We start from the raw sequence: 17,925 nt of genomic DNA, 5'->3' as shown, positions 1-17,925 counted from the left end.
CTAATCCTTTTCCCGAGCCGACCTAGACCCTGCGCCGCTTGGGCGGACGGCAGCCGTTGTGCGGCTGCGGAGTGACGTCGGAAATCGCGCCCACCTCGAGACCGGCGGCCTGCAGCGAGCGGATGGCGGTCTCACGGCCCGAACCCGGACCCTTGACGAACACGTCGACCTTCTTCACGCCGTGCTCCTGCGCCTTGCGGGCAGCGTTCTCGGCGGCCAGCTGTGCGGCGAACGGGGTCGACTTACGCGAACCCTTGAAGCCGACGTGACCCGACGACGCCCAGGCGATGACGTTGCCCTGGGGATCGGTGATCGAGACGATCGTGTTGTTGAACGTGCTCTTGATGTGAGCGGCGCCGTGCGGGACGTTCTTCTTTTCCCGGCGACGGGTGGTCTTACCGCGCTTCGAAGCCTGCCCAGCTTTTTTCGGGGGTGCCATCGGGGTTACCTAGCCTTCTTCTTGCCGGCGATGGTGCGCTTGGGGCCCTTGCGGGTACGCGCGTTGGTCTTGGTGCGCTGCCCACGCACGGGCAGACCACGGCGGTGCCGCAGGCCCTGGTAGCAGCCGATCTCGATCTTGCGGCGAATGTCGGCCTGCACCTCGCGGCGCAGGTCACCCTCAACCTTGAGGTTGCCTTCGATGTAGTCACGCAGAACGGTCACCTGATCGTCGGTCAGGTCCTTCGTGCGCATGTTCTTGTCAATGCCCGTCGCGGCGAGGATCTCGTTCGAACGGGTACGGCCGATGCCGAAAATGTAGGTCAGCGCGATCTCCATGCGCTTGTCGCGCGGAAGATCGACGCCCACGAGGCGTGCCATGTGGCGGTGTTCCTTCTTTTCTGCGGAGGTCTGGTCCCAGCCCGTTCCCTTCAGCCCCTAAGGGCTCTCCGGGGTCCGGCCTCCGTACCGGACGTGGATGAGTGCTCATCTCGTATGAGCGGCGTATCCGCTCAGTGGTGCTGGGAGTTCATCATTCAGTTGTGTTGTGATCCAACGTGGTCGATCAAGGCTCCCGAAGGGAGTCCTGACTAACCCTGCCGCTGCTTGTGGCGGGGATCGCTGCAGATCACCATGACCCGCCCATGCCGGCGGATCACCCTGCACTTATCGCAGATGGGCTTGACGCTCGGGTTCACCTTCACGGCTGTTTCGATCCTTCTGGCTTGTTGGTGTCATGCGCATGCGCACGTCACCGTTCTCGTCGTTACTGGTCGGGCTTCTATCGGGTCATTTGTACCGGTACACGATGCGGCCCCGGGACAGGTCGTAGGGCGAGAGCTCCACCACTACGCGGTCCTCGGGCAGGATGCGGATGTAGTGCTGCCGCATCTTGCCGCTGATGTGGGCCAAGACCTTGTGTCCGTTCTCCAGCTCAATGCGGAACATCGCATTGGGCAGAGGCTCGACCACGCGACCCTCGACCTCGATGGCACCGTCTTTCTTGGCCATACTTTTCGGCGATCCTTGCTTTCGTTTCGTAGCTTCATCAGTCTCAATGCAGCCCGTCGTGGTGCTGCAACCGACCAACTTCAAAACGTGAGCCGGATCGAGGCGAAGTTGCAGAAATTCAGCAGTTCCAAGACGGGGCACGCAAAAAGTCGGCGCGATAGTCGCACCGTTGGTCCACAATACCCGCTCGGCGGCCAGTACCAAAATCACGGCTGATCAGTCCGGCGACCTCGATCTGCCCCGAATATTGGTGCGCCGAGAAGCCACGAATCAAGCGAGAATGGTACGGACTGATCCGCGCACCCGGCGAATGGAGACACGAGCACGTGATGGCTGTGTACCTGGCCGCGTTCGTCGTCGGCGGCATCGCTGTACTGGCCGCCCTGCTGCTCGCCGATGTCGGGCACGGCGACGGCATGCCCTTCCTGAGCCTGACCGGCCTGTCGGTCGCCCTACTCGGCGCCGGCACCGGCGGCCTGATCGGCACCTGGCTGGGCCTGGGCGCCATCTGGTCCGCAGCCCTGGCCGCGGCCTGCGCGGTCGTGCTGGTGTTCACCCTCAACGGCCTGCTGTTGCCCTACATGCGCCGCCAGCAGTCCAACTCGCACAAGGGCCGGTCCTCTTATGTCGGCCTGCTCGGCACGGTCACCCTCGAAGTCCCGCCGGGCGGCTGGGGCGAGATCTCCTTCGTCGACGCCGACGGCAACCGGGTGTTCTCCCGCGCCAAGAGCGACGAGGCCGACGCCCTGCCCAAGGCGACGCGCGTCTACATCGCGGACATCGATCCGGATTTCGTCCACATCGTCGCAGTTCCAGAAACCTGAGCTTCCAGCAACCTGAGCAGTTCCAGAAACCTGAGCTGCACCCGAGCGCTGCCCCACCGAGAAAGGCACCACAGTGTCCCTGCTGCTCATCGTCGTCCTCGCCGCCATCGCCGCGATCCTCATCCTGGTGGTGCTGCCGTTGATCTACGTCAAGAACTACATCAAGGTGCCGCCCAACGAGGTGGCCGTGTTCACCGGACGCGGCACCCCCAAGGTGGTCCGCGGCGGTGCCCGGTTCCGGATGCCCGGCATCGAGCGGGTGGACATCATGAGCCTGGAACCGTTCAACGTCAGCATCAACCTGCAGAACGCGCTGTCCAACAACGGTGTGCCGGTCAACGTCGAAGCCGTCGGGCTGGTGCGCATCGGCTCGGCCGACGAGGCCGTACAGACCGCGGTGCAACGCTTCCTGACCTCCGACCTCAACGAGTTGCAGCGTCAGATCAACGAGATCCTGGCCGGCAGCCTGCGCGGCATCACCGCGACCATGACCGTCGAGGACCTCAACTCCAACCGCGACAGCCTGGCCCGCAGCGTGGTCGAGGAGGCCGGCGGTGACCTGGCCCGGATCGGCATGGAGGTCGACGTCCTCAAGATCGCCGGCATCTCCGATGCCAACGACTACCTGAAGTCGCTCGGCCAGCGCCGCATCGCCGAGGTCAAGCGGGACGCCACGGTCGGCACCGCCGAGGCCGAGCGCGACGCCCAGATCCAGTCGGCCAAGGCCCGCCAGGAGGGGTCCATCGCGCAGGCCGAGGCCGACACCGCGATCGCCACCGCCAACCAGAAGCGCGACGTCGAGCTGGCCCGGCTGCGCGCGCAGACCGAGGCCGAGAACGCCCAGGCCGACCAGGCCGGACCGCTGGCCAACGCCCGCGCCCAGAAGGACGTCGGCATTGCCACGGAGCAGGCCGAGGCGGCCCGGGTGCAGGCCCGCATCGAGGTGGAGCAGCGCCGCGCCGAACAGGCCCAGGCTGCCCTGCAGGCCGACGTGATCGCACCTGCCGAGGCAAAGCGACAGGCCGACATCGCGATCGCCGAAGGCCAGCGCCAGTCCACGATCCTGGCCGCCGAGGCCGCAGCCGAGACCGAGCGGCGCAAGGGTCAGGCCGAGGCCGACGCCCGCAAGGCGGCCGCCGACGCCCTTCGGGTGGAGAAGCAAGCCGAGGCCGACAGCCTGCAGGCCAAGCTCGTCGCCGAGGCCGCCGGTAAGAAGGAACTGGCCGACGCCCTGCGGGTCGAGCAACAGGCCGAGGCCGCCGGTATCGAGGCCAAACTGCTGGCCGAGGCCAACGGTAAGAAGGAGATCGCCGCGGCGCTCAACGGCTACACGGCCGAGGCCGCGCGCCTGCTGATGCTTCCCGACGTGCTCGCCTCGGTGGTCAAGGCGACCGAGGCGGCGGCCGCACCGCTGGCCGAGATCGACCGGCTGTCGATCATCGGCGGGTCTGGCGACACCCAGGGCGCGGTCGGGAGCCTGCTCGGCATCAGCCCGCTCGCGGTGGCCAACATCCTGGAGTCGCTCAAGGCCTCGGGCATCGACGTGGCGGCCATGCTCAACCGGAATGCTGACAAGGCCGACGCGCAGGACTGATCGCGCAGGACTGATTCAGCGTCGAGGAAGCGAACCGACTTCGGCTACCGGGACGCTGAGTCAGGCGGGTTCGGGCCCGATGCCCACCGGCCGGTCGGGCGCGCGCCCGCGTACAGGTCGTCGTGGCGCACCGTGACGTCCCCGCCACCGGGGTGTGCTGGTCGGCACGGTTGCCTCAGGTGTTCACCTAATGACCGACTCAAGTTGGCGGGCATGGCCGAAGGTCAACTCCCGCAACAACGTTCCAAAGGCAGATCGGTTGGGCGATCGGGCGACGCGCGCGTCAGCTATTGCGTCTTCCAGTGACATGCGACAATGCCCCGGTACGGCAACGATGGTGCAGGAAGCCGGTGTAAATCCGGCACGGTCCCGCCACTGTGATCGGGGAGCGACCCTCAACAGCCACGGCTCTCAACGGAGCTGGAAGGCGAGGCGAGCGTTGATCCGAGAGTCAGGACACTCACATCGTCGCATCCTTCGACGCGGGGCGGTGTACCCCGAAGAGAGCTGGTCCCCTTGCCTGCCCCGGTCTGGGCGGCGTCGCCGCCTGAGGTCCATTCGTCCTTGTTGTCCGCCGGCCCCGGCGCCGGCTCATTGCTGGCCTCCGCCGCAGCGTGGTCCACGTTGGCGGCGGACTACAACTCCATCGCCGACGAGCTGACCGCAGTACTGGGCGCAGTCCAGTCCGAGATCTGGATGGGCCCATCCGCGGAGGCGTACGTGGCCGCCAACGGCCCCTATCTGGCGTGGCTACGACGCGCCGGAGCCCAGGCCACGTCGACGGCCGCCGCGCTGCAGACCGCCGCCGGGGCCTATGCCAGCGCCCTGGCGGCCATGCCGACCATGGCTGAGCTGGCCGCCAACCACGCCGCACACGCGGTGCTGGTGGGCACGAATTTCTTTGGTGTCAACACCATTCCGATAGCGCTGAACGAGGCCAACTATGCGCGGATGTGGGCACAGGCCGCCGCGGTGATGACCACCTACGAGGCGACGGCGGACGCCTCGGTGACCTCGGTGCCACAGCTCGAGGCGGCGCCCCCGATGCTCAAGGTAGAGCCCGCGATGCTCAAGACGCTGGACAGTGCGGACTCGGCCCCGGAAACCGCGCCGGAGGCCCCGCAGTGGTTCACCGACTTCGCCAATTGGCTCGAAGGCTTTGTCCCCCAAGCGCCTTATCCCGACAGCAGCCAGTATCCGCTCTACGTCGAGCTGCAGGAGTTCTTCAACAAGATCGGCTACACCGGTATCCCGGATCCGCTGGCCGATTTCTTCGCCGGGCTGCAGAACGGATCGAATCTGCTGCCACCAATCGGGGTGCCGGGGTCGTGGCTGGGTTGGACCGGCAACCCGTTGAGCTATCTCAACCCCGCCACCCTGGCCTATATCTTCTCGGTGCCACTGGACCCGGTGTCCTACATCGTGTTCACCAGCAAGGTGATCATCGACGACCTGATCGCGGTCCTGTACACCGCGCTTTTCAATCCCCAGGCCCTGGGTGTGGTCATCCCACTGGTGATGGTGGAGATCATCGGGTCCACGATCGGCAACACCATCCAGTTGCTCAACTACACGATCACCCAGACGGCGTTGCTCCCCGCGTTGCTGCCGGCGCTGGCCGCCACGACCGCGCTGGCCCCGGTCGGAGTGGTCGGCGGCCTGGGGGTCGGGGCGCTGGCGCACCATGCCACGACGGAGGCCGTGGTAGCGCCGCCACCTCCGCCCGCGCCGTCAGCCGGCCTGGCAATGGCTCAGCCGTCACCTTCTGCACCGGCCCCTGCGCCAGCCCCCGCACCCGCGCCGACACCGACGCCGACAGCTACCCCAGCCCCCGCACCGCCGCCTGCCCCGCCGCCGACGCCGGCTGGTCCGCCGTCGGTGTCCATGCCCGCCTACGGGTACATGGTCGGCGGCTTGGACATGGGTGCCCGTCGCGCGGCGGGGAGCAGAACCCGCAAGAAGGCGGCCTCCAAGCCGGCCGCCGACGAAGCTGATGTGGCCGAGCCTGAGGAAGATGCTGCGGCACCGCGTCATCGCCGACGCCGGGAGAAAGTCGGGATGCACGGGCGCGGACACAAGTACATGTACCTGGATCAGGACCTGGTGCCCGATCCGGTGGCCATGCCCTCGGGCCGCGGCGCCGGAAGGCTCGGCTTCGCCGGTTCCGCCCCACGGGAGGGCACCGCGTCACCGGCCGGGTTCGCCGCGCTGACCGAGGATGAGTTCGGCGGTGGCGCTGTCAGTCCGCTGCTTCCGAACACCTGGCCGGCCGACCGGGACAACAGCTGAGCGGCGATCAGCCCCCGCAGCGGATCTGATTCCCGCTGCGGTCCAACTGATCCGGGCCCAGGCCGAGGTATTTCTCGCGCAGCTTGTCCCACAGTTCCAGCTGGCCCCACTCTGGCTCGTCACGGATCTGCTGGACATTGGTGAGGAACGGGTTGGGCAGCATCACCGTCATCATCTGCTCGTCGCGCCCGTTGTAGAGCCGCACCCCCCACGACATCGGGTTGCCTTCCTTGCCGATCGAGCGGTACAGCTCGGCGCGGCTGCAGCGGCGGATCTGGCCCAGCTCGCGGCCGCTGGCGCGGTGCTTTCCGATGCACAGGTGGAAGTGCCAGCGACCGAAATCGATGGTGGCATAACCGTCGAGCATCGCGATCTTGCGTGGTGCGTTGGGCGCGGCCACTTCCCAGGCGGCACCCTGCATGATGATCCCGAACCAGATCTCGTCCCAGTACTCGTCGAAGCACAGGTGCAGCAAATCCAGCAGGCTGTCCTGATCGGTGGGCAACGGCCACACCTGTTCGCGGCCACGGTCTTCGGTGTCGACGATCGGCGGATCGGCGACGATCTCAGCGGTGGTGTCAGTCATGTGGATCCCTTCTCCAAACGTGAATCGGTCTCGGGTTTGTGGGTCAGCGTGCAATCACCGCACAACCCGGCGTCGGGCGTGCGATAGAACAGGCAGCAACTGGTGCGCCGATAATCGGTGCTCGATCCATTGAAAGATATTGTGCCGCTCAGCCGTTCGTCGTCGAACAGGCCGCGTGCGAGAATCCAGCCCGGCTCGGCCGCGAGTTCGCCGCCGTGATGCCGGCTCAACGCACGGGCGGCACCCAGAAGCGCGGAGGCGGCATTGCCGAGCAGCAGCCGCTGCGATATCGGGCCGAGCCGTCGGACCGCGTCGACCAGCGGTACCAGGTGGTCACGCAGGATCATGTCGGCCAGCAGGGGTTCGGAATCGGCTGCCCGCCAGGCGATGGGATGGCGCAGGTGCAAGCGCACCGAGCCGCCGGATTCGCTGAACCAGAGCTGATCACGATGCAGGTCCACCAGCAGGCCGTGTTCGGCGAGCCCGCCCAGACCGATCGACCACAGCCGGGCGGCGAAACCTAAGTAGAACGTCGACACCGCGACGCGCAGATCCGGTGCCCCGATGCGCTCCCGGACCCGCTCGACCACGCCGGCCAGCAGCTGCTCGTCGGTGTACAGCTGGGCGACCGGGCGCCAGTCGCCGTCCGGGATCTGCCCGGTGGACACCGCGAAATAGGAACTGACCGTGGATAGTTGCGCCAGCGCCGACGCCACCTGGTCGGCCTGCACGCAGCAGTGTGAGCCGGCGGGCACGCTCCGCAGCAGCTGCGGCAGGTCACGCAGTGCCACTATCTCGGCACCGGCCACGGTGCGCACGGCAATGGTGTCGACATCGGTTGCGGTGAGGATGATCTCGGCGCTGTCTCCGTCCCGCCAGCCCTCCCGGGACAGCACGCGCGTCACTGCCGAACGCAAGGGTTCAGCGGCTTCGATGCGAGCGGTGCGATGGTCGCCGTCGTCGACGATGGTGAACATGCCGCTGGCCGGGTCGAAGTGCAGCGTGTCGTTGCCGAACATCGCCGAGATGCGCCCGGACACCATGAGCTCCTCGCCGATGGTGTCGGTGAGGGTGCCCGACCGATCCATCAGCCACACCCGGTCGGCGACCCGCAATGCCAGTTCCAGGTCGTGGGTGCTCAGCACCACCGCCAGCTGCTGGTCACGGGCCAGCTTGCGCAGCAGTCCGAACAGCGCGGCCCGCGCGGACACATCCAGGAATGCGGTCGGCTCGTCGAGGATCAGCAGGCCGGGTTGTTGGGCCAGCGCACGCGCGGTCAGCACCCGCTGGCACTCGCCGTCGGACAGTTCCGCGGCCGACCGCGACGCCAGGTGCCCGGCGCCGGTGGCTGCCAGTGCCCAGTCCACGATCTCCTCGTCGGCGCGACCCAGCCGGGCGGCCAGGCCCAGGTGCGGAATTCGGCCCAGCCCCACCAGTTCCCGCGCCGACAGCAAGCCCGGGTCGATCCGTTCGGTGAGGACCACGCCGACCTGTCGGGCCAGTTCGTCACGAGGCAGCTTGGTCAGGTCGGTCCCGTCGAGCAGCACCTGGCCCCCGAGCGCCGGCTGCAGCCCGGCCAGGGTCCGGATCAGGGTGGATTTGCCGGCGCCGTTGGGGCCGATCAGCACGGTGAGCTCGCCGCGGCGGGCCTGCGCATCAAGTCCGGTGGCCACGGTGCTGACCTGGCGGCGGTGGCGGTATCCGATGCTCAGGCCGGCCAATTCGACTGCAGGATTGGTCATGCCAGCATCCCCGAGCCTCGCCGGGCCCGCAGCAGCACGGTGATCACCACCGGCGCCCCGACCAGCGCCGTGACCGCGTTGACCGGAATCACCAGATCGCTGCCCGGCACCTGGCTGACGATCCCGCAGGCCAGGGCGGCCACGGCACCCAGCAACGTCACCGCGGGTACCACCACGCGGTGGTCGGAGGTCCCGAGGGCGATGCGCGCCAGGTGTGGGACCACCAGGCCGAGGAACGCTATCGGTCCGCAGAATGCCGTCGTCACGCCCGCCAGCACCGATGCCGACCCGACCGTGACCATCCGGGCTCGCCGGACGTTGATACCCATGGTCACCGCGTAGCTCTCACCGAGCAGCAGCGCGTTGAGCGGCCGGATCGTCAGAGCAGCGGTGGCCAGCCCGCCGCCGATCAGAGGGAGTAACAGTCGCAGGTCGCCCCAGCCGGTTCCGGCGAAACTGCCCAGTCCCCACAGCAGAAATTGCTGCACCCGTTGCGGGTCGGAATAGACCATCGCAAGGCTCACCAGTGCGGTGCTGGCTGCGCCCAGCATCACCCCGATCAGCAGCAGGGTGGCCGGCGAGCGCGTCCAGCGCGATAGCGCCAGCACCAGCGTCAGCATCGCGGCGGCACCCACCGCGGCCGCGACCACCGACCCGGCGCGGCCGACCCCGGCCATCCCGGCGCTGAACCCGGCGCCGGCGCTGCCGCCGACCAGCACGACCAGCGCCACGCCGAGGCTGGCACCGGAACTGACCCCCAGGATGTAGGGATCGGCGAGGGTGTTGCGGAACAGTGTCTGCAGTTGTAGCCCGGCGACTCCGAGCGCGGCCCCGGCGGCCAGCGCGGTGAGCACCCGGGGTAGTCGCATGTTCGCCACGATCACCTGCCAGCGCGGGTCGGAAGCCTCGGCGCCGAGCAGTACCCGCACGGTGTCGGCGAGCGGCACGCGGACCGGGCCGAGCGCCAGGCTCAGCAGGACCAGCACAACGACCGCGACGACCAGGCCCGTCAGAACCAGCGGAGTCCGGGCCCTCACCGAGGGACCTGGCGGTAGAACGCGAAGTCGTGGCCGGGTGCCAGCTCGGGATGCAGGATGGCCACCAGGTCGCCGAGCAGAAGATCCGGCCGCGCCGTTCCGCGCTCCCAGTAGGTGTTGCGGCCGTTCTGGTCGACGGCCTTCGTGGCCGACCACACCTGACCATCGCGGACGGCAGCGAGCTCGCCGTAGCGGCTGTCTTGGGATGCCGCGTCGCTCACGGTTTTCCAATTATCGGTGACCAGCCACAGTGGTGCGTTCCCGGCGCGGGCGTAGACCGATTCGAAGTTCAGCTGCCGGTTCTGCGCGCCGGTGTCGCTGAGCCAGGGGTAGGTCCCGCCGGCGTCGGCGACCAGCCGGCCCGGGTAGCTGGCGCCGGTGGGCATCGACCAGTTGCCCGAATACATGGCGCCCACCAGGACATCGACCGATCTGGCCGCGGCGGCCCGGGCGCTCAGCGCGTGGTAGCCATCACGGATCTGGCGGTAGGTCTGCTCGGCCTGGCGTTCGGTACTGGTCAGTGCCGCAAACATTTTGATCCATTCGGCGCGGCCCAGCGGGGTGGGCTCGAGCCATTCGGCGTCGGCGACCACCGGGATTCCGGTCTCACGCAACTTCGGATAACCGGGGTCGTCCACGCCCTCGGTGACCAGCACATCGGGGCCGGCCTGCAGCACCGACTCGATGTTGAGCTGCCCGCCCGGGGCGTAGCCGACGATCGCGCCGGCATCGATGCGGCTACGGATCTGCGGATCGGCAACCTCGGGAGGACTGGATACCCCGGTCACCACATCGGCCTGACCGAGTTCGGTGATCATCGCCAGATGGGTGGTGGAACCCGAATACACAGTGCGTACCGGGACGGTGATTTGCTGGGCGTGTGCGAGTTCGCCGGTCAGCTCGGGGGCCGGGGCGCCGCAGCGCACCAGCACATACGACACCGGCTGTCCGCCGAGGTAGGGGCGCTGCACGGTCAGGATCTGGTAGCTGCGGTGGTATTCGAGGCGGAAGTTGGTGGCCTCGGACAGGGTCGATTTGTCCGGGAAGTAGTCGGCGGCCGGATCGAAGCCGGTGATGCAACCGGGACGCGCGCCGTCGGTGACGGTGGCGTGCTCGGCCGAGCAACCGGCCGCCGAGGCGACCGCAATGGTGACCAGCGCCGTCATCAGCGCACGTGCCACCCACAACGCACGGGGCATGGGCGTGCATCAGCTTCCTCGGGGTACACCGCCCCGGATCGCAGGACGCGATGACGTGAGTCTCCTGGCTTTCGGATCACCGTTCGCCTCGCCTTCCAGCCCCTTTGAGAGCCGTGGCCGATGAGGGTCACTCCCCGATGACAGTGGCGGGACCGCGCCGGATTCGCACCGGCTTCCTCACTGTCGTCATCGCCTTACCGGCGACATTCTTACATGCCGTGCCGGCGCAGGCCTTTGACTCATTGGCCGACGCCCACAGTGTTGCCTCGCGTAGTTGGCTCGCGCCGTTGCCTCGCGTCGTCGCCTCGCGTAGCCACAGGCCACCGAGGCGGCCGACGCGCCGCTGCGGCGGGGCGCATAATTAGCAGCGATGACCGGCCCCGCCTCCCAGCCCCGTAAACCCGTAATCCTGACCGTCGACGACGATCCCGCGGTGTCCCGCGCAGTTGCCCGGGACCTACGCCGTCACTACGGCGAGCGGTACCGGATCGTGCGCGCCGAATCCGGCCCGGACGCCCTGGAGACCCTCAACGAACTGAAGCTGCGTGGCGACACCGTCGCGGTGTTCGTCGCCGACTACCGGATGCCGCAGATGAGCGGCATCGAATTCCTCGAATCCGCGATGGACCTCTACCCGATGGCCCGGCGTGTGCTGTTGACGGCATATGCCGACACCACCGCCGCGATCGACGCCATCAACGTCGTCGACCTCGACCACTACCTGCTCAAGCCGTGGGATCCGCCCGAGGAGAAGCTGTACCCGGTGATCGACGGCCTGCTGGAGCAGTGGCACACCGTCGGCGACCGGGCCATCCCGCACACCAAGGTGATCGGCCACCAGTGGAGTTCGCGGTCCTGGGAGGTGCGCCAGTTCCTGGCCCGCAACCAGCACACCTTCCGTGCGTTCACCACCGACGAGCCGATGGGTCGCCAGCTCCTGGAAGCCGCGGGGCTCGACGGCCTGCAACTTCCCGTGGTGATCACCGAGGGCGGCGAGACGCTGGTCGAACCGAGTGACGGTGAGCTCGCCGACATGCTGGGTCTGTCGACCACCCCATCACTGACCATGTATGACCTCGCGGTGATCGGCGGTGGCCCGGCAGGCCTTGCTGCCGCGGTGTACGGCGCCTCCGAGGGCCTGCGGACGGTGCTGATCGAGGGCACCACCACCGGTGGGCAGGCCGGCCGCAGTTCGCGGATCGAGAACTATCTGGGCTTCCCGACGGGGGTGTCAGGAGCCGAACTGGCCACCTCGGCCCGCCGACAGGCCGAGCGCTTCGGCGCCGAGGTGATCACCACCCGCGAAGCCGTCGCACTCGACATCGCGGGCGCGGCCCGCACCATCACCTTCGCCGACGGGGAGACCATCGGCGCCCGCGCAGTCATCCTGGCCACCGGCGTCGAGTACCGCCAGCTCCCGGTGCCGGGCTGTTGGACCGATCCCGACAACCCGAACAACTACGTCGGCCGCGGGGTCTACTACGGAGCCTCGGTGTCCGACGCCTCCGAGTGCAAGGGAGAGGACGTCTACATCGTCGGCGGCGCCAACTCCGCCGGGCAAGCCGCGATGTTCATGTCGCGCGAGGCCAAGTCGGTCACGCTGCTGGTGCGCGGACCGTCGCTGGAAGCGTCGATGTCGTTCTACCTGATCCAGCAGATCGAGCAGACGCCGAACATCCACGTCCGCACCTGCACCGAGGTGGTCGGCGCCATCGGTGAGGACGATCATCTGGTGGGACTCGAGCTGGTGAACAGGCAGACCGGCGAGCACGAGGAGGTGCCTGCAACGCGCCTGTGCTGCTTCATCGGCGCGACCCCGCGCACCGACTGGCTCGACGGCGTGGTGGCCCGCGACGACCACGGGTTCATCCTGGCCGGCCCCGACCTGCGCGACGTGTGCGGCTGGGGGCTGGAACGTCCGCCACATCACCTGGAAACAAGTGTGCCCGGTGTGTTTGTTGCAGGAGATGTGCGTGCCGAGTCCGCCAAGCGGGTGGCCGCCGCCGTCGGCGAAGGGTCGATGGCGGTCATGTTGGTGCACCGCTACCTGGCAGAAGCGTGATGGCCGGCGAGGCCTGAGGAGTTGAGGACGGATATGGGCGAGACCTGCGTGCGGGACGAACTGAGAACACTGTTCCTGTTCGAGCATTTGTCCGACGGGCAGCTCGACACGTTGTGCCAGGCCGGCAGCATCGAGACGTTCCCGGCAGGCCCGATCGTCACCGAGGGTGATCCGGCGACGTGCTTCTACGTGATGCTCGACGGTGAGCTGGTGATGTCGAAGCGCTCCGGCGGCGTCGACATCCAGACCAACCGCACCTCGATGCGCGGCGTGTACTTCGGCGCTTGGTCGGCCTACATCCCCGGCGAGGAACACGTCTACGAGGCGTCGGTGCGCCTGACGAAGCCGTCGCGGGTGTTCGTCCTGGACGCCAATGCCTTCGCGGGGTTCATGCAATCCCAGTTCCCGATGGCGGTGCACCTGCTGGAGGGACACAAGGTCGGTGGTCGTCGGCAGAGCCAGATCATCGGTCAGCGCGAGAAGCTGCTGGCGCTCGGCAACATCACCGCGGGCCTGACCCATCAGCTGAACAACCCGGCGGCGGCCACCGCTCGTGCCGTGGCCGACCTGCGCGAGGGCGTCGGCAAGATGCGGCACAAGCTGGCGATGCTGGCCGACGGCAAGTTCACCCCGCAGGCGCTGCGGATGCTGGTGACCATCCAGGACGAGGTCGCCGAGCAGGTCGCCAAGCACAAGGGGCTGGAGCTCACGGCGCTGGAGACCTCCGATCGCGAGGACGAGATGGGCGACTGGCTCGAGGACCACGACATCGTGGGTGCCTGGGACTATGCCCCGACCTTCGTCGAAGCCGGTCTCGACATCGACTGGCTGGAACGTATCTCGGCGTCCGTCGACGATGCGCTCAAAGACGGGGAGGCGTCGGCGACGCTGCAGGCGGCCCTGGGTTGGCTGAAGTACACCATCGACACCGAACTGCGGATGAACGAGATCGCCGAGGCGAGCAAGCGGATCTCGGCGCTGTTGGCCGGCGCCAAGCAGTATTCGCAGATGGACCGCGGCGACTATCAGAGCGCCGACGTCCACGAACTGCTGCGCAGCACGCTGATGATGTTCGGCGACAAGATCGGCAAGGACAAGCCCGTCAGCCTGTGCAAGGACCTTGACAAGTCGCTGCCCGAATTGCATTGCTACCCAGGCGATCTCAATCAGGTGTGGACCAACATCATCGACAACGCCATCCAGGCGATGGACGGTCACGGAACGCTGACGCTGCGCACGAGCCGGGAGACCGACGAGATGATCCGGGTGGAGATCTGCGACGACGGGCCGGGCATTCCGGCCGAGGACATCAACCGGATCTTCACGCCGTTCTTCACCACCAAGCCGTTCGGCGAGGGCACCGGCCTGGGCTTGGACCTGGCCTGGCGCATCGTGGTGGAAAAGCACCACGGGGATCTGCGGGTGCAGTCCGAGCCGGGTGACACCCGGTTCATCGTGCTGTTGCCGCTGCAGGCGCCGGCGCCCGAGGGCCAGGCCGCGGAGACTCCAGCGTCGGAGTGATGCCGGGCAGATCTGCCGTGCCGGTTCGCCTGTGATTGTCACGCTGGAGTGGCGCTCAGCGTCGAGCGTCACGCTGGAGTGGCCAAGGCGGGCGGCGCCGGCCCGGCCAGATCCAGAATCAGCGTGATTCGCCCGGAATAGCCCCCACCCACACACCGGTTGAGACGTTCATGACCCAGACCACGGTGGGCGCCAAGCCCGATCTCGGCACGTTCGGTGCGTTCGGCCACTACCTGCAGTTCCAACAACTGTCGCCCGAGCAGTTGCGCGACATCGAGGCGCTGGGTTACGGCGCGATCTGGGCCGGCGGATCACCGCCTGCCGAGCTGGAGTGGATCGACCCGATCCTGGCCGCCACCGACACTTTGCAGCTGGCCACCGGCATCGTGAACATCTGGTCAGCCGACGCCGAGGCGGTGGCAGGATCGTTCCACCGCATCGAGACGGCCTATCCGGGCCGGTTCCTGCTCGGCATCGGCGTCGGGCACCGTGAGGCGATCGGCGAATACCGCAAACCGCTCGATGCGCTCACCGATTATCTGGACAGGCTCGATGAGTACGGCGTGCCGCGGCACCGCCGCGTGGTGGCCGCGCTCGGACCCAAGGTGCTGCAACTGTCGGCGGCCCGCTCCGCCGGCGCGCACCCGTACCTGACCACCCCGGAACACACCGCGACGGCCCGCGAGTTGATCGGGCCCGCAGCGTTTCTGGCCCCCGAGCACAAGGTGGTGCTGACCACCGATCAGGACAAGGCGCGCGCCGTCGGCCGCAAGGCGCTCGACATCTATCTCGGACTGTCCAACTACCTCAACAACTTCAAACGGCTCGGGTTCACCGACGAGGATCTGGCCAAGCCGGGCAGTGACCGGTTCATCGACGCGGTCGTCGCGCATGGCACGGTGGAGGACGTGGCGGCCCGGCTGCGGCAGCACCGTGATGCGGGCGCCGACCACGTACCTGTGCAAGTGTTGACGTCACCGGACAAACTGGTACCGGCACTGGCCGAACTCGCCGGGCCGCTCGGCCTGGCCTAGAGGACCAGAGAAAAGGACGCTCAGATGACCGAATCGCTCTCACTCAAGCCGGATCTGGGCCGCTACGGCGTGTGGACGTTCGGGGCGGTGCAGCCCGAGCAGGCCGCCGAGGTCGAGAAGCTCGGGTACGGCGCGCTGTGGGTCGGCGGTTCGCCGGCCGCCGATCTGTCTTTCGCCGAACCCATCCTGGAACGCACGCAGACGCTGCAGTTGGCCACCGGCATCGTCAACATCTGGACGGCCGACGCCGCGGCGGTCGCCGAATCGTTCCACCGCATCGAGGCCGCGTATCCGGGCCGGTTCCTGCTCGGCGTCGGGGTCGGGCATCCAGAGCACACCGACGAATACCGCAAGCCCTACGACGCGTTGGTGGAGTACCTCGACGCACTGGACGCGGCAAAGGTGCCGACCAGTCGGCTGGTGATCGCCGCGCTGGGTGACAAAGTGCTGAAGCTCTCGGCACGGCGCAGCGCGGGCGCCCACCCGTACCTCACAACGCCCGAGCACACCGCGCACGCCCGCGACGTGCTGGGCGAGTCGGTGTTCCTGGCGCCTGAGCACAAGGTGGTGCTGAGCACCGACAGCGCGGCAGCCCGTGCGATCGGACGCAAGACCGTCGACTTCTATCTGAACCTGAGCAATTACCTCAACAACTGGCGTCGGTTGGGTTTCACCGAGGACGACATCGCCAAGCCGGGTAGCGACAAGCTGATCGACGCGGTCGTCGCGCACGGAACCGCCGGTGACATTGCCGCGCGCCTGCAGCAACACGTCGCCAACGGTGCCGATCATGTCGCGATCCAGGTTCTCGGCGGTCCGGACAAGCTGATCCCGACGTTGACCGAATTGGCCGGGCCGCTCGGCCTGAAGGGGTAGCCGCACAGTCAGGGCCGACGATCGTGCGGATATGACGACACCGCCCGATAGGGTTGGCGCATGCGGCTACTGGTCACCGGCGGCGCCGGGTTCATCGGCGCGAACTTCGTGCGCCTCGCTGTCGGCGAGGCGCTGACCACGTCGGTCACGGTGCTCGATGCGATGACCTATGCGGGCAGCCGGGAGTCCCTGGCGGGGGTCGCCGACCAGGTCCGGTTGGTGCAGGGCGACATCGCCGACGCGGCCCTGGTGAACCAGTTGGTGGCCGAGGCCGACGCCGTCGTGCACTTCGCCGCGGAAACGCACGTCGACAATGCCCTGGCGAACCCGCAACCGTTCCTGCACAGCAACGTCGTCGGCACGTTCACGGTGTTGGAGGCGGTCCGGGCCCACGGGGTCCGGTTGCACCACATCTCCACCGACGAGGTGTACGGCGATCTCGAGCTCGACGACCCGGCGCGGTTCACCGAAACCACGCCGTACAACCCGTCGAGCCCGTACTCGTCGACCAAGGCCGCCGCCGATCTGCTGGTGCGGGCCTGGGTGCGGTCGTATCGCGTGCCGGCGACGATCTCGAACTGCTCCAACAACTACGGGCCCTACCAGCATGTGGAGAAGTTCATCCCGCGCCAGATCACCAACGTGCTCACCGGCAGGCGCCCCAAGCTCTACGGCACCGGCGCCAACGTGCGTGACTGGATCCACGTGGACGACCACAACCGGGCGGTCTGGCAGATCCTGACCGACGGCCGCGTCGGGCAGACGTACCTGATCGGGGCGGAGTGCGAGCGCAGCAACCTCACGGTGATGCGCACGCTGCTGCGCTTGATGGGCCGTGATCGCGACGACTTCGACCATGTGACCGATCGGGAGGGCCACGACCTGCGCTACGCCATCGACCCGTCGACGCTGCACGACGAACTGGGCTGGGCGCCCAAGCACACCGATTTCGAAGAAGGACTCGCAGACACCATCGACTGGTATCGCAACAACGAATCCTGGTGGGGTCCATTGAAAACGGGCGTGGAGGACGCGTACTCGGGGCGCGGCCAGTGACCACGCGCGAGCTGACCATCCCCGGCGCCTGGGAGATCACACCGAAGCTGCACGGCGATGCACGCGGGCTGTTCTTCGAGTGGTTCACCGAGGCCGGGTTCGCCGAGATGACCGGACACCGTTTCGATCTGCGGCAGGCCAACTGCTCGGTGTCAGCGGCCGGGGTGCTGCGCGGGGTGCATTTCTCCGAGCTGCCGCCCAGTCAGGCCAAGTATGTGACGTGTGTGCGCGGCGCGGTGCTCGACGTCGTGGTCGACATCCGCGTGGGTTCCCCGACTTTCGGGCAATGGGATTCGGTGCTGCTCGACGAGCACAGCCGGCGATCGGTCTACCTGTCGGAGGGCCTCGGCCACGCCTTCCTGTCGATGGAGGATTCCTCGACGGTGATGTATCTGTGTTCGGCGCCGTACAGCCCCGAGCGGGAACACACCATCCTGGCCACCGATCTCGGGATCGACTGGCCGATCGACGAGCCGGTCCTTTCCGAACGCGACGCTGCCGCCCCGACGCTGGAGCAGGTGCGCGCGACCGGCCTGTTGCCGACGTGGGACGAGGCCCGTTCCTTCGTCGAACAGCTGCGCGCCCGCGTCCGGGGCTGAATTGAGGTAGTCCGCTACTGCATACGGGACAGCCCGGTGGGGCGACGATGGGCGCAT

At 67.6% G+C, this 17,925-nt stretch carries 17 protein-coding genes and 2 riboswitches; of the genes, 9 read left to right on the top strand and 8 right to left on the bottom strand.

Translation table 11 applies throughout. From position 1 onward, the window contains the following. Positions 1 to 22: 22 nt before the first annotated feature. The 4 genes from rpsK to infA all read right to left on the bottom strand — a co-directional run bounded on the left by rpsK (position 23) and on the right by infA (position 1,449). Positions 23 to 439: a 30S ribosomal protein S11 gene (gene rpsK / locus AC4ELS_RS22015; protein ID WP_448445900.1), complete on the bottom strand. Its 417-nt coding sequence runs from the start codon at positions 437 to 439 to the stop codon at positions 23 to 25. Positions 440 to 444: 5 nt separating this feature from the next. Continuing rightward, on the bottom strand, positions 445 to 819 hold the full coding sequence (rpsM, locus tag AC4ELS_RS22010; protein ID WP_044519236.1) for a 30S ribosomal protein S13: 375 nt from the start codon (positions 817 to 819) through the stop codon (positions 445 to 447). A 209-nt stretch (positions 820 to 1,028) separates the two neighbouring features. Further along, on the bottom strand, positions 1,029 to 1,142 hold the full coding sequence (rpmJ, locus tag AC4ELS_RS22005) for a 50S ribosomal protein L36 (RefSeq protein ID WP_003879483.1): 114 nt from the start codon (positions 1,140 to 1,142) through the stop codon (positions 1,029 to 1,031). Between the two features lie 85 nt (positions 1,143 to 1,227). Beyond that, entirely contained in the window at positions 1,228 to 1,449 is a 222-nt protein-coding gene (infA, locus tag AC4ELS_RS22000) for a translation initiation factor IF-1 (RefSeq protein WP_003418601.1), read from the bottom strand. Positions 1,450 to 1,778: 329 nt separating this feature from the next. Between infA and AC4ELS_RS21995 the strand changes: the two genes are divergently transcribed. The 3 genes from AC4ELS_RS21995 (at position 1,779) to AC4ELS_RS21985 (ending at position 6,156) form a co-directional block, all read left to right on the top strand. Further along, positions 1,779 to 2,273: an NfeD family membrane protein gene (locus AC4ELS_RS21995; protein ID WP_499049316.1), complete on the top strand. Its 495-nt coding sequence runs from the start codon at positions 1,779 to 1,781 to the stop codon at positions 2,271 to 2,273. A 73-nt stretch (positions 2,274 to 2,346) separates the two neighbouring features. Continuing rightward, the gene (locus AC4ELS_RS21990; RefSeq protein WP_448445905.1) at positions 2,347 to 3,867 is read left to right on the top strand and encodes a flotillin family protein; all 1,521 of its coding nucleotides are present in this window, start codon (positions 2,347 to 2,349) and stop codon (positions 3,865 to 3,867) included. A gap of 298 nt (positions 3,868 to 4,165) precedes the next feature. Further along, a riboswitch (cobalamin riboswitch) is annotated at positions 4,166 to 4,349 on the top strand. 34 nt (positions 4,350 to 4,383) lie between these two features. Further along, positions 4,384 to 6,156, top strand: coding sequence for a PPE family protein (locus tag AC4ELS_RS21985; RefSeq protein WP_499049314.1), 1,773 nt, complete (start codon positions 4,384 to 4,386; stop codon positions 6,154 to 6,156). A 7-nt stretch (positions 6,157 to 6,163) separates the two neighbouring features. Here AC4ELS_RS21985 and AC4ELS_RS21980 read toward each other — a convergent pair whose 3' ends face one another. The 4 genes from AC4ELS_RS21980 to AC4ELS_RS21965 are packed head-to-tail and all read right to left on the bottom strand — an operon-like array spanning position 6,164 to position 10,720. Further along, positions 6,164 to 6,742: a DUF7676 family protein gene (locus AC4ELS_RS21980; protein ID WP_064959364.1), complete on the bottom strand. Its 579-nt coding sequence runs from the start codon at positions 6,740 to 6,742 to the stop codon at positions 6,164 to 6,166. Next, positions 6,739 to 8,484, bottom strand: a complete 1,746-nt coding sequence (locus AC4ELS_RS21975; RefSeq protein ID WP_499049312.1) for an ATP-binding cassette domain-containing protein — start codon at positions 8,482 to 8,484, stop codon at positions 6,739 to 6,741. The genes AC4ELS_RS21980 and AC4ELS_RS21975 overlap by 4 nt, the downstream gene beginning before the upstream one ends. Beyond that, positions 8,481 to 9,521, bottom strand: a complete 1,041-nt coding sequence (locus tag AC4ELS_RS21970; protein ID WP_498885443.1) for a FecCD family ABC transporter permease — start codon at positions 9,519 to 9,521, stop codon at positions 8,481 to 8,483. The genes AC4ELS_RS21975 and AC4ELS_RS21970 overlap by 4 nt, the downstream gene beginning before the upstream one ends. Continuing rightward, a complete protein-coding gene (locus AC4ELS_RS21965; RefSeq protein ID WP_499049310.1) occupies positions 9,518 to 10,720 on the bottom strand; it encodes an ABC transporter substrate-binding protein in 1,203 nt (400 codons plus the stop codon). The genes AC4ELS_RS21970 and AC4ELS_RS21965 overlap by 4 nt, the downstream gene beginning before the upstream one ends. A 37-nt stretch (positions 10,721 to 10,757) precedes the next feature. Then, positions 10,758 to 10,944, bottom strand: a riboswitch (cobalamin riboswitch). Positions 10,945 to 11,090: 146 nt separating this feature from the next. Here AC4ELS_RS21965 and AC4ELS_RS21960 point away from each other — a divergent pair. The 6 genes from AC4ELS_RS21960 (at position 11,091) to AC4ELS_RS21935 (ending at position 17,868) form a co-directional block, all read left to right on the top strand. Then, the gene (locus AC4ELS_RS21960; protein ID WP_064883185.1) at positions 11,091 to 12,782 is read left to right on the top strand and encodes an NAD(P)/FAD-dependent oxidoreductase; all 1,692 of its coding nucleotides are present in this window, start codon (positions 11,091 to 11,093) and stop codon (positions 12,780 to 12,782) included. 33 nt (positions 12,783 to 12,815) lie between these two features. Next, positions 12,816 to 14,303, top strand: a complete 1,488-nt coding sequence (locus AC4ELS_RS21955) for an ATP-binding protein (RefSeq protein WP_064883187.1) — start codon at positions 12,816 to 12,818, stop codon at positions 14,301 to 14,303. Positions 14,304 to 14,473: 170 nt separating this feature from the next. Further along, positions 14,474 to 15,337, top strand: a complete 864-nt coding sequence (locus AC4ELS_RS21950) for an LLM class F420-dependent oxidoreductase (RefSeq protein ID WP_498885449.1) — start codon at positions 14,474 to 14,476, stop codon at positions 15,335 to 15,337. Positions 15,338 to 15,361: 24 nt separating this feature from the next. Next, positions 15,362 to 16,213: an LLM class F420-dependent oxidoreductase gene (locus tag AC4ELS_RS21945; protein ID WP_064883191.1), complete on the top strand. Its 852-nt coding sequence runs from the start codon at positions 15,362 to 15,364 to the stop codon at positions 16,211 to 16,213. 60 nt (positions 16,214 to 16,273) lie between these two features. Continuing rightward, positions 16,274 to 17,269: a dTDP-glucose 4,6-dehydratase gene (gene rfbB, locus AC4ELS_RS21940; RefSeq protein ID WP_499049307.1), complete on the top strand. Its 996-nt coding sequence runs from the start codon at positions 16,274 to 16,276 to the stop codon at positions 17,267 to 17,269. Then, positions 17,266 to 17,868, top strand: a complete 603-nt coding sequence (locus AC4ELS_RS21935) for a dTDP-4-dehydrorhamnose 3,5-epimerase family protein (protein ID WP_499049305.1) — start codon at positions 17,266 to 17,268, stop codon at positions 17,866 to 17,868. The genes rfbB and AC4ELS_RS21935 overlap by 4 nt, the downstream gene beginning before the upstream one ends. The last annotated feature ends 57 nt before the right edge of the window (positions 17,869 to 17,925 follow it).

Source organism: Mycobacterium shunyiense, from assembly GCF_058270035.1.
Note: the sequence above shows the minus strand (reverse complement) of the source record. Positions and strands in the feature narration are given on the sequence as shown.

Coding starts and splice junctions, on each gene's coding strand:
- rpsK (WP_448445900.1), bottom strand. CDS start 439: ATGGCACCCCCGAAAAAAGCTGGGCAGGCTTCGAAGCGCGGTAAGACC.
- AC4ELS_RS21965 (WP_499049310.1), bottom strand. CDS start 10,720: ATGCCCCGTGCGTTGTGGGTGGCACGTGCGCTGATGACGGCGCTGGTC.
- AC4ELS_RS21950 (WP_498885449.1), top strand. CDS start 14,474: ATGACCCAGACCACGGTGGGCGCCAAGCCCGATCTCGGCACGTTCGGT.
- rfbB (WP_499049307.1), top strand. CDS start 16,274: ATGCGGCTACTGGTCACCGGCGGCGCCGGGTTCATCGGCGCGAACTTC.
- AC4ELS_RS21975 (WP_499049312.1), bottom strand. CDS start 8,484: ATGACCAATCCTGCAGTCGAATTGGCCGGCCTGAGCATCGGATACCGC.
- infA (WP_003418601.1), bottom strand. CDS start 1,449: ATGGCCAAGAAAGACGGTGCCATCGAGGTCGAGGGTCGCGTGGTCGAG.
- AC4ELS_RS21980 (WP_064959364.1), bottom strand. CDS start 6,742: ATGACTGACACCACCGCTGAGATCGTCGCCGATCCGCCGATCGTCGAC.
- AC4ELS_RS21945 (WP_064883191.1), top strand. CDS start 15,362: ATGACCGAATCGCTCTCACTCAAGCCGGATCTGGGCCGCTACGGCGTG.
- AC4ELS_RS21960 (WP_064883185.1), top strand. CDS start 11,091: ATGACCGGCCCCGCCTCCCAGCCCCGTAAACCCGTAATCCTGACCGTC.
- AC4ELS_RS21995 (WP_499049316.1), top strand. CDS start 1,779: ATGGCTGTGTACCTGGCCGCGTTCGTCGTCGGCGGCATCGCTGTACTG.
- rpsM (WP_044519236.1), bottom strand. CDS start 819: ATGGCACGCCTCGTGGGCGTCGATCTTCCGCGCGACAAGCGCATGGAG.
- AC4ELS_RS21955 (WP_064883187.1), top strand. CDS start 12,816: ATGGGCGAGACCTGCGTGCGGGACGAACTGAGAACACTGTTCCTGTTC.